Raw genomic sequence first — 8,306 nt, forward strand, 5'->3', positions numbered from 1 at the left:
ACATCGCGCACGCGTTGCACGATAGCCAGCATGTCGATCATGTGACCTTGCGTAACTACAAACGCAACGTGCTGCGTACCCCGGCGAACAACAAGCTGCGGATGGATGACACGCGGGGGCGGGAGCATATCAAGGTCAGTACTGAGTATGGAGGTAAGAGCCAACTGAACCTGGGGCATTTGGTGGATGCCGCGAAACAAAAGCGTGGGGAAGGGTTTGAGTTGCGCACGGATAGTTGGGGCGCGATTCGTGGGGGGAAAGGTTTGTTTATCAGTGCGGATGACCAAGGCCAAGCTCGGGGTGAACAACTCGACATGGTGGCTGCCATTGAGCAACTGAAAAGTGCGCTATCGCTGGCGCGCTCTCTGGCGCAGGCAGCTCGTAGTGCTGGAGTGCAGCCTAGCGATATTGAGAGCCAACTGGATTTGGTTCAGTCACTCATAGGGTTGGCGCAATCGGGATTACTGCTGCATGCCCCGGCGGGTATCGGCGTAATGAGTCCTAAAGCCGTGTGTCTGTCTTCCGGAGGAGAGAGCGTGGGTATCATCGCCGCGCACAACGCCGACATCAGCGCCGGACACGATATCACCGCAGCCGCCGAGGGTGGCGTCAGCGTGCTTGCGCAAAGTGCTGACCTGCAATTCAAGGCGGCCCAAGGCAAAGTTGAACTGCACGCTCAAGGCAGTTACCTCCATGCTTTGGCAAAGACCGACGTTAAGATCGAAAGCCTGGAAGGTCGTATAGAAATCAACGCCCCGCAAGAACTGGTGCTCAACTGTGGCGGTGCCTATATCCGTTTAAAGGGCGGTGATATAGAGCTAGGGGCGCCAGGCAATATTTATCTAAAAGCTAACCATGTGCAAAAGTTTGGCAGCGCCAGCCTCAATACACCGGCGTCACTGTTGCCGGCGGGTTACTCCGGCGGCTATACCTTGAAAGACGACACGGAGACACCACTGCCATTTAGTCGCTACCGGATAACCACCCAACAAGGTGAGGTATTCAATGGAGTGACCGATAAGCATGGGCAGACGATGAGCGTTCATACCTTATTGCCCGGAGACCTGAAAATTGAATTACCAGAATCAGTAACACGCTATGACGAACAGCTTCGCTTGATCGGGCCTGATGGCGAGCTTGTAAGTAACTTTAAATATTCGGTCACTCTGGCAGACGGACATGTATTTGAGGGAGTGACAGGTGCGCAGGGTTTTACCCAGCGCTTCGAAACTCAGGAGCCGACACGGATCACGCAAATAGAACTTTTTCTTACGGAGGATTTCGGGGCTTTCTGCTGCGCTGCGGAAAGCATTAAAACCCCAATGGTCATTGATCTTACGTCAAGTGATGTATCAACTAACGAGGTAGCAATAGGTAGCTCGATAAAGGAGGTTTCTCTACCTAGAGGCAAGAAGCGCTCTTTGACGCTTGGGGAAATTGCCATGGCAGGAACAATCTTTAAGGATGCTATTGATTACACAAAAGTTGAGGTGCATCACGCTGGGTGGTGGGGGTTCCTGGGGCGGCAGAATACGGCTGCAACTCCTAACGGTAATATGTATTACCCTTCAAGTACTGGGTACTATAGGAATGATTTTTCCGCTACTGATGATGATCGAGATAAAGCGCTATTCATACATGAGATGACCCATGTATGGCAGTACCAGTTGGGTTATCCGGTAAAGCGAATGGGGTTGGTGGTTACAAGTCGTGGCGCACCTGCTTATCGCTATGCTCTGACAGAACAGAGCGTCTTGTCGGACTACAACATGGAGCAGCAAGGTGAAATCATCTCGGATTACTATTTGATTTGTGTGGTGGGTAATCCGCACGGTGTGTGGAATGAGCGCAACTTCACCAAAAGTCCAGCGCTTCTTGCGTCGACACTCGAGTCGTTTCTTAAAAAACCAGCCGACAAAAAACATCTTCCAAGTTGAAAAGGAGGGTCGTATGAAATTTGCACTGTTTTTAACGCTCAGCTTGCCATGGTTAGTAGTCGAAAGTGTTTACGCTGCATCATATGGCCGCAGAGAGGCTGGGGATGTGGTTTCGGTTAATGGTAAACCGGCTATTTGCGTGCCTAGCAATGCTAAGGGCGTCTTTGCAGTGAGCCGCGTATCATTAACAGAAAGCTATACACGAAACCCTCCTACTTGGGGGGCGTCCCTTTTGCCGGGATTTAAACCATTGGAGCTGAGTCCAGGTGCCTGTATCGTTTTAGGCACCGTGCCTGAGGGGTACGAGTACGACAACTACAAAATCAAAGCCCGCCCTCTGCTGCTTGAAGTTAATCAAACTTATATATTCAGTCTGCGTAATGCATATCGCTCTACTGATAGTTACGACGCCGTCTTCTGTGTCAATAAAACTGCGACCGGAGTCATGGAATATCTTCAGTACACCCGGCTGGCCGATGGAAGCCAGATCATTCCTTCGTGCGGTGGCAACCGTAACACTGATCCATCGAGTCAGGATGGCACAGGAGATGTTGATAAATGAATGATTCCCTGCACCGCACGGATACGCTCAATTCGCGCAAGGAGTTTACTGGCGGTAAACAGAAACAGCATTGGATTGAATTCCAGTTGGTGGACGAGCAGGGGGCCCCCCTGGCGAATATGCCTTATCAGGCGATCAACGACGCCATCCGACAGAGGTGCTTCCCCGAATGCTCCGGGCTCAGCGATGCTCAGGGCGTGATTCGTATCGAGGGGCTGCACCCCATCCCCATCACCCTGAAGGTGCAGGCCGATCCTTTTGCCGAGTTGCTGCAAACCCGTCGCTTGCGTGCCCTGCGTGCCGAACCGCATCGGCCTGTAATCGGCAACTGCACCCCATTGTATGGCCCGCAGCGTTCGGGTTTCTCGCCCGTCGAGAAGCAGGCACTCGCGGCAGGTCACCGCTACCACTACCTGCGTATCGGTCAGTTATGCGACCGATTACCGACCCTTGATCCGCCTTTGGAGGACCCGAAGCGGCCTCCGGCCTTTCACTTCCCGGACACAGCATTCAGCGGTTTCACCGTTGAGTACGAAGCGCTGAATCACCGCCACGTGTTGGAAGTTTGCCCCTTCCGCGCCTGGTCGTTGGTGCTGCATCACCAACCCGAATACAGCATGGCCAATGCCTATAACCTTGGGCTGATGGCTAACCTGTCCTACAGCATTGTCGCCCAGAACATCTTGAAGCAACGACCGGGCACCGATCCCAGTACCGTCTCAGGCTCGGTGGAGGAGTTCTTTTTACGTCAGTGCCTGGACCTGTCGCGCACGCCGGTGATGATTGACTCTGGAGGGACGCGTCTGCCAGCACTGGTGGTAGACGTCCCCTTCAACCAACGCTACACCACGGCGGTTATGCTGGATTCGCTGGAGGCCAAGCGACCGTCGGGTGCCTCCGATATTCCGCGGCTCATCATCGAAAACACCCAGTTGTTCTATTGCATCAACCAGACACAAGTGGTTGTGGCCTGGCGCGGGACACAGGAACCCAAGGACTGGCTGACGGATGTGCTGTACCGCCCGATGCCGGCCGATGGCAGCGGCTGTGACTTGAAGTCTGCGTGTACGCCTTTGACTGATGTCGGCAGTGTGCATTATGGGTTTTTGCATGCGTTTGAGGTGGCTAAGAGGTTGTTTCCTCAACGTTTTGATGACATTAAGGATGCGTTGGAGAATAGACAGCTATTCATTTGCGGCCATAGCTTGGGCGGCGCCCTTGCACTGATCTACTCCGCAGAGCTGAAAGATCGCAATCCTCTGCTCTGCACCTACGGCATGCCCCGTACCTTCACAGCCAAGGCGTTGGCGCGCCTTGACACGGTGACCCACTTTCGCCATGTCAACGACGCCGACACCATCACCAGCGTGCCACCCGAGGCGGAACTGGATAACTGGCTTTACGATGCCCTGGGGCCGCTGGGCCACGACCTGGGCTACATATGGTCCGTGGGTGAACTGGTGGCCGGCAAACTGGTGCGCTTTGGCGACCCCTACTGGCATCACGGCCAAATCGCCATGTTCTACCGTGCCGACCAGCATGTGGAGTCACGGGCCTCAAATAACCCCGCCGAGCGGAGTAGAGAAGGCCTGGGCGCGCCTTACCACACCACCATTCTTAAGCGTTTGCCACACCGAACCCGCCTCTATCTGGTGCCCAGTCTGAGCGATGAGTTCAGCCGCTTCGCCCGTGAAGAGCAGAAGGCCCTCATTCGCTCGATGAGCCGGGAAAGTCTGACTCGGTTCTTTCCGTCACACACCAATCCTGAACGCAGCACTCTCCGCAGTAACCCGATGGATCACTCGATGGTCGCTGCCTACTTACCCTTCTTGCACAACCAGTTGCTGGAGTTGAGCGATCCCGACCGGCCACTGGAGCGCAAGGCGCAACGGGCGAAGTTCGAGACGCAGATGCATGGGGTGGGCGTCCCCGAAACGGAAAAACACCGCAACGAGCAGTTGCTTGACTTGCAGAAGTTGTTACCCATGGCCTTGCGCATGACTCAAGACCTGGAAGGCGGTCCTGAAGCCCTGCAGCGCTTCTGCCGCGAGCGCGAATTTGGCGTGATGATCGAGATCACCCAGGCCTGAATCTACGCATCCGGGGTGCAACAGCCCACCCAACACACTAGCCATAAGGGAAGACATAAAACCATGAACATTCTGATCCACCCTGCGCAGGGGCCAGTGCAACACGTGAACTATCACGTAGTCGAGGAAATTGGGGGGGACAGCCAACCCATTCCCTCCCGTTACCCAGATGCGATAACCGTCGAGTTTCCCGACGCACTGCCAGCGATCACGGAGGAACACAGCCTATGAATGCTCGCCTAAGCCCCATGAGCGGCGCTTTGTTGCTGTTGCTCAGCCTAAACGGTTGCGCCCAGAACCAGGCCTTGGCACCGCCACCGGGTGGAGAGCAGGTCAGCATCGTGGTGAAGGTCCCGCAGAACCTCGCGGCGGAACCCATGCAGGTGATGTACCGCTCGGAGAAATGCTCGATCAAACGCTCCGGGCCAGACTGGACCACTTATGAAGAAGACGGTTACTTGTCCACTACGGTTCAACCGCAACAGCAGGGGCAGAGCGACCTGTATGAGGCCAAGTTGCCTATCAATGGTGGTAGCCGATGCCAGTGGCAACTGAGCAATGTGACTTTTGGCGTTACCTACGCCAATACAACGCACTTTGGCGAGAATGTTAAAGCGGGCCCAGGGGGCGGGGTGATCGTGATGTTCGATCAGCATTTGCCACAACAACGTTCTGCTTTTCAGCCGACGATAGAAGTCAGCGGCGATCTGCTGATCAGGAAGGACTACTACCCCAGGGTTAGCGAACACTTCCTTGGCGGACACGAAAAACTCGCTAGGTTATTCGGCGAGGGTGAGATTTATTTGTATTACCGCGTCAAAAATGCCCGGCAGGTGGTATTCGAGCCCGTGCTGCATGCCGACTACGTGCTTTATTCAGTGGGGCCGAAGGTGAAAAAGGAGGGTAACTATACCCGCTACACCTACCCCGATGGCAGCGTGGTGGCTGATGGTCGTGACCCAAGCTTCAAGAAGCTGCAATCCATTCGCCTGACTGCGGAGAAGGTTCGATGAATCGCATGTTTCCTTCTGTTCAGGCCTTACCGTTAACTCTTAATGTTTTATTCCGGATGTCGGATGACGTGAGTCTTAGATAAAACCTAGTCATGTATTTGTATTGGGTGGTTGCGATGATTTATTTGAATTTAATTGCGGGTGCTGGCCAGTCTCGCTTTAAAAATATTGCCGAGGTTAGTCTGGGCTGTGGTTGTGTGAAGCGCTTAAAGTTCGGGGTTTTAGGACTTTTTGCCGGACTGCATTCGGGCTGTGCGGCAATAGGGGCGGCAGTTATGAATGGCCCTGCTTGCCCTTATCAAGGCGTTCAGCTGGATTTTCATGCGGCGACTGATTGGACACTGATCAAGGGGAGTAATGGACTGATTATTCCGTTAGCTATTATCGACTTACCTTTTTCTTTTGTTCTCGACACGTTGACTCTTGGGAATGCATTAGATGCTGACAGCGGTGAGCTGAATTGTCCGCGAAAGTTTACGTAGCGCTTGGGCGCTGGTCAGCTAAAAGTTCGTGCGTTTTTGGGGGGAGTAGTTTTTATTGGTCGAGATCATTTCTCTAACGAATGTTCTGATCGTTTTTATGGAAGCCTGTTTTTCAATGGGCGAGTTTTGGATTGTTTTATTTATGTCCCAGGGATTTGTTTTATTGGGTGATAAAACCACCCATGGTGGAGAAGTGATATCAGCCTCATCCACGATGATCGTAAATGGCAAGCGAGTAGCACTGGTCGGAGACGAGGTTCGTTGCCCGCTGCCGGGGCATGGCGTCAACCTGATTGTCGATGGCTGCCCGGACTGGTCTGAGGGTGATCGGGCGATGGTGATCAACGGCTGCCGCTGCGAGTGCGATTGCCAGGTGATTTCCAGCGCTCTCGATTGCGGGGTGGGTTAGTCATGGGCTGGGATCGTCAGGCACCTCATGTAGTGGAAGCTCCAAAACCGCCTGTGCCGGGTCGTTGGCTATTGGCTGCACTTATAGCGGTACTGGTCTGCGTGCTGCTGTTTTTGCTGCATACCTCCGAACGGATGCCGTTACTGAGTACGCTCAACATTTGGGCATTGTCCGCTTCGCCATTGGTGGTCTGGATCCTGGCGTTCGCTGCGCGTGCCTATGCCTATGGGACTGCGTTGAGCCATTGCCAGTTTCTGGAGGAGGAGGCGCAAAGTGTGCAGCGTTCCTGGCAGGCTTGGGCGCAGCGCTACTTGGCCGTGTCTGCCAGTTGTGTGCTGCTGCCTGATCAGGTGTCTGCGAGTGTATTAACTCAGGGTTCCTTTGATTTGCTTCCCCGCACAGGGCAAGCGCGGCGTATTGCGGCTTTGCCTGTAGGGCCGGAACGTACTCAAGCCGGACTGCAGATGTTGATTCAGGCATTGGTGCCGGCACTGCATGCGTTGCCGACGGGGCGGGAACTCCGGGTCACCCTGCTGAGCGATGCCGATCCCCGCGAATACGAAGCCTTGCGCGATACCTGGCAGCAGAGCTTGGTCATCACGATGAGGCTGCCGCTACCCGTAACGGTCACATTGATTAGCGAATTGTCGTACCGGTGGATCGATGAAACGTTGAAGGCCGCCACCGCAGTCATCGACTTGATCCTGGTGCTTCAGGTTCACGGTGAAGACTCTTACTCCGACGGGCTTGCCGCCTTGCTGCTATGCCCGGACAGCCTGGCAATCGCCTTGGAGCTACCGATCACCGCTGGTTTGTTGCGGCCAATGCCATTGGATATCGATGTGCTGGACAGCGAATTACCATTGTTTCTGCAAACCCAAGTGAGCGCTTGCCGGGCAACCGGCATGTTGGCCGACGCCGCCGACTGGCAGCCACTGACCGGAAAAATGCTTGCTGTAGCAGGCGCCCATGGTGCTTCGCTCAACGTGGAGCAGCGGTGGATTCAGGAAAGTCTGTGCGGGCTATCTGGTCCGTTCGGCCACTGGCTAGTAACTGCGCTGTGTGTGGAAATTGTCCGGCATCAGCGCGAGCCTTTGTTGGTATTGGCACGAGAAGAATCGCAGCACTGGATGAGCACTGTTGTCACGGGAGAGTTGGCATGAAAGTTTGGAGTAATTCATGGCGCCGTGCGGGGGCAGCAGTTTGGGTCATTATGCTGGTAGCCGCTCTGGGCTGGGTGATCTGGCGTTTTGGCGATCAGATCGGGCTAGCTGAGAATCACCACAAACTGTTGGTTTTTCTACTGATCATCGCCATCGCAATGGGCGGCGTTCTGGCACCGCGGTGGTTAGAGCATCTCAAACGTCAAAACCACCGCGAGCAGGGACGTGTGGGTAAGGTCTATCCCCCGGCGGACTCACAGATAGTTTTGCCTCACTCACCGACTACTCACCTCTTAGAGCTGCGCGAGTACCTACGCGAGCACTACGGCCTCTTCTGGCGCCACAAAACCCGCCTGCTGCTCATCATCGGCGAACCCGCCGAAATCGAAGCCATCGCCCCCACCCTGGCCGCTCACCAATGGCTCGAAGGCCAAGGCACCGTCCTGCTGTGGGGCGGCAGTGCGCAGGCGTTGTTAATTCAGTCTTTCCTCAAGCAATGGAGCGGCCTCAGCCGCTGGCGTGTGCTGGACGGAGTCGTCTGGGCGCTGAACGAAACCCAGGCCGCCGACGATGTCTCGATGGGCAAAGGTGTACGCCAGGTGCAGCGCCTTGCCCGTGACTTGCGCTGGCAGTTGCCGTTATCCCTCTGG

At 55.0% G+C, this 8,306-nt stretch carries 7 protein-coding genes and 1 pseudogene; all 8 read left to right on the plus strand.

Features of this window, described 5'->3' with window-relative positions; all coding sequences use genetic code 11:
* Positions 1-1,937 (plus strand): DUF2345 domain-containing protein (locus tag TU80_RS30710; protein WP_134939268.1); only part of this gene is annotated, 1,937 nt, incomplete at its 5' end.
* 13 nt (positions 1,938-1,950) lie between these two features.
* Positions 1,951-2,499: a hypothetical protein gene (locus TU80_RS32935; protein ID WP_126587381.1), complete on the plus strand. Its 549-nt coding sequence runs from the start codon at positions 1,951-1,953 to the stop codon at positions 2,497-2,499.
* Positions 2,496-4,589 carry a lipase family protein gene (locus TU80_RS30715; RefSeq protein WP_057006121.1) on the plus strand — a complete coding sequence of 698 codons (2,094 nt, stop codon included), beginning with the start codon at positions 2,496-2,498 and terminating at the stop codon, positions 4,587-4,589. The genes TU80_RS32935 and TU80_RS30715 overlap by 4 nt, the downstream gene beginning before the upstream one ends.
* Positions 4,590-4,816: 227 nt before the next feature.
* Positions 4,817-5,602 carry a hypothetical protein gene (locus TU80_RS33185; protein WP_082643934.1) on the plus strand — a complete coding sequence of 262 codons (786 nt, stop codon included), beginning with the start codon at positions 4,817-4,819 and terminating at the stop codon, positions 5,600-5,602.
* A gap of 116 nt (positions 5,603-5,718) precedes the next feature.
* The gene (locus TU80_RS32420; protein ID WP_158243629.1) at positions 5,719-6,084 is read left to right on the plus strand and encodes a YceK/YidQ family lipoprotein; all 366 of its coding nucleotides are present in this window, start codon (positions 5,719-5,721) and stop codon (positions 6,082-6,084) included.
* 55 nt (positions 6,085-6,139) lie between these two features.
* Complete coding sequence (locus TU80_RS30725) at positions 6,140-6,493, plus strand: PAAR domain-containing protein (RefSeq protein WP_231589941.1); 354 nt, start codon at positions 6,140-6,142, stop codon at positions 6,491-6,493.
* Positions 6,494-6,495: 2 nt separating this feature from the next.
* Complete coding sequence (locus TU80_RS30730) at positions 6,496-7,656, plus strand: hypothetical protein (RefSeq protein WP_186355125.1); 1,161 nt, start codon at positions 6,496-6,498, stop codon at positions 7,654-7,656.
* Positions 7,653-8,306, plus strand: a pseudogene (locus TU80_RS33635) (ImcF-related family protein); the annotation flags it as partial. The gene TU80_RS30730 and the pseudogene TU80_RS33635, both read left to right, overlap by 4 nt.

The organism is Pseudomonas veronii (assembly GCF_001439695.1).
Taxonomy (GTDB): Bacteria; Pseudomonadota; Gammaproteobacteria; order Pseudomonadales; family Pseudomonadaceae; genus Aquipseudomonas; species Aquipseudomonas veronii.